General features: G+C 56.5%; 2 protein-coding genes, 1 tRNA gene and 1 pseudogene. 3 read left to right on the forward strand and 1 reads right to left on the reverse strand.

The window, feature by feature from the left end; genetic code table 11:
• From ABD719_RS18575 to ABD719_RS18585, 3 genes and pseudogenes are all read left to right on the forward strand, one after another.
• Nucleotides 1-110 (forward strand): annotated as a pseudogene (locus tag ABD719_RS18575) (IS5-like element IS711 family transposase); the annotation flags it as partial.
• 115 nt (nucleotides 111-225) lie between these two features.
• The gene (locus ABD719_RS18580) at nucleotides 226-897 is read left to right on the forward strand and encodes a hypothetical protein (protein ID WP_344694856.1); all 672 of its coding nucleotides are present in this window, start codon (nucleotides 226-228) and stop codon (nucleotides 895-897) included.
• Between the two features lie 54 nt (nucleotides 898-951).
• Nucleotides 952-1,479, forward strand: a complete 528-nt coding sequence (locus ABD719_RS18585) for a hypothetical protein (RefSeq protein WP_344694857.1) — start codon at nucleotides 952-954, stop codon at nucleotides 1,477-1,479.
• A 46-nt stretch (nucleotides 1,480-1,525) separates the two neighbouring features.
• Here ABD719_RS18585 and ABD719_RS18590 read toward each other — a convergent pair.
• Nucleotides 1,526-1,602: transfer RNA gene (locus ABD719_RS18590), tRNA-Met, on the reverse strand.
• Nucleotides 1,603-1,652 lie beyond the last annotated feature (50 nt).

Below are 1,652 nucleotides of genomic sequence, written 5' to 3' on the forward strand. Positions count from 1 at the left end.
TCTTCAACAAGCTCAAACGCTTCCGCCGCATCGCCCTGCGCTGCGAGAAAACCATCACTGCCTTCATTGGCTTCGTACATCTCGCCTGTGCCATGATCTGGTTACGATGAATGCAGACAAAACCTAGAGCGCGGTGAGGGCGTAGATCTGACAACCGCTCCCGCCAATGTCATATGGAAGCAGACCGCCGACCAGACGCAGCAGGATGCGGTCGAGGCTGACGCAATGGCCATCATGGAGGGCATGGCTACAACATCATCTCTCATCGTGGGCAGTGCTACGGACCCTAGATCGCGAGTCGCATTCGCCAAGGCTCATGTCGGCGTACAGGTCGTCGAGCGGGCCGATATGCCCGAAGTGAGGGATTCGGCTCAAGACATTGGGAGCAAAAAGGACCGTGACAGACTGAATGCTGTTCTGAAGTTCGCTCGATCGGTAATGTCTCACATCGACAACGACTTAGTGGACCGGCTTAATAAAATCACAGCCGGTACCGTTGTACCTGAAAGCGATGCGGATTTTGCCTTCGTAGCCGCCCGGCAAAACGTAACATTCGGCAACCTGGCGCGGCTGCTCGAATCGTGGGCCGTCGATCCCGACCGAAACGTGTTCCGCCCCGATCTTCTCAACGTCATGGTGGACGGGATGCGTCGGACTGCTGAGGACGGCGAGTTGAAGACCTCGGTCCTTGAGGTGCGTGAGGCCAAGCGTAGCAAGGGTCGGGATGTTCCGGCGCTGGGCATCGGCAGTACGCTACTGCTCAAGGGGCTTGAGGCGGAGCGAGTAATCATCCTCGACGCGCGTTCTATGAGCGCCTGTAACGCCTATGTTGCTCTTAGCCAGGCTTCCAAGTCCGTTACGGTTATTTCGAAAAAGTCGGTGATCGGTCGATCATGAATCGCAATCTACGGCCAAAGCAAGCCGAGCATAACTGATCCGACGGGGAATAAGATGCCAAGCGAATATACGCATAGCGAATGTTTCTCGTTCTTCGGCACGGTGCCCAAGAACACCAGATGGAGTTGGTCGGGTCGCAGCGAGGACGGCTGTGACGTTTCGGTCACGCTTTGGCAGGACCGATTTGAGGACAAGGGCCGCATCTATCGCAGCTGGCAATCGGATAGGCCCGGCGAATGGAAGTCTCGACCGGGCTTCGTCGAATTAATCGAGAACCCCGCCCATGCGCAAAACGTCAATGCAGGGATCGTTCACGTCATTCTGGCGCAGCCACGAGATAAGGCGGCCGTCCCGCGTTCGATCGCCCGCTGCTTCCCTCATCCGACACTGAGAATGCGTGTCGTCGAGCTTGATGAACAGGAGGGGACGCGTTCGTGCTCGAACGATATGAACAAGCGGCTGGTGACTGACGGGGAACGGCACCGGGCGTTTTACAGACTGGCTGCTAACCTATTGATCTCGCTCGCCAAGATTCGCATGTTTTTTACAGCTTTGAACAGCGTTAAACACAAGCGACTATAAACGCCAAAAAGCCCGCTAAGTCATTGAACTAGCGAGCTTTTGTATATGGTTGCGGGGACAGGATTTGAACCTGTGACCTTCAGGTTATGAGCCTGACGAGCTACCGGGCTGCTCCACCCCGCGGTGGCCGGCTTGTTGGTGCCGGCGTGTACCTTCCCCGTTGGGATGCGGGG

Source organism: Sphingomonas cynarae, assembly GCF_039537815.1.
GTDB lineage: Bacteria > Pseudomonadota > Alphaproteobacteria > Sphingomonadales > Sphingomonadaceae > Sphingomonas > Sphingomonas cynarae.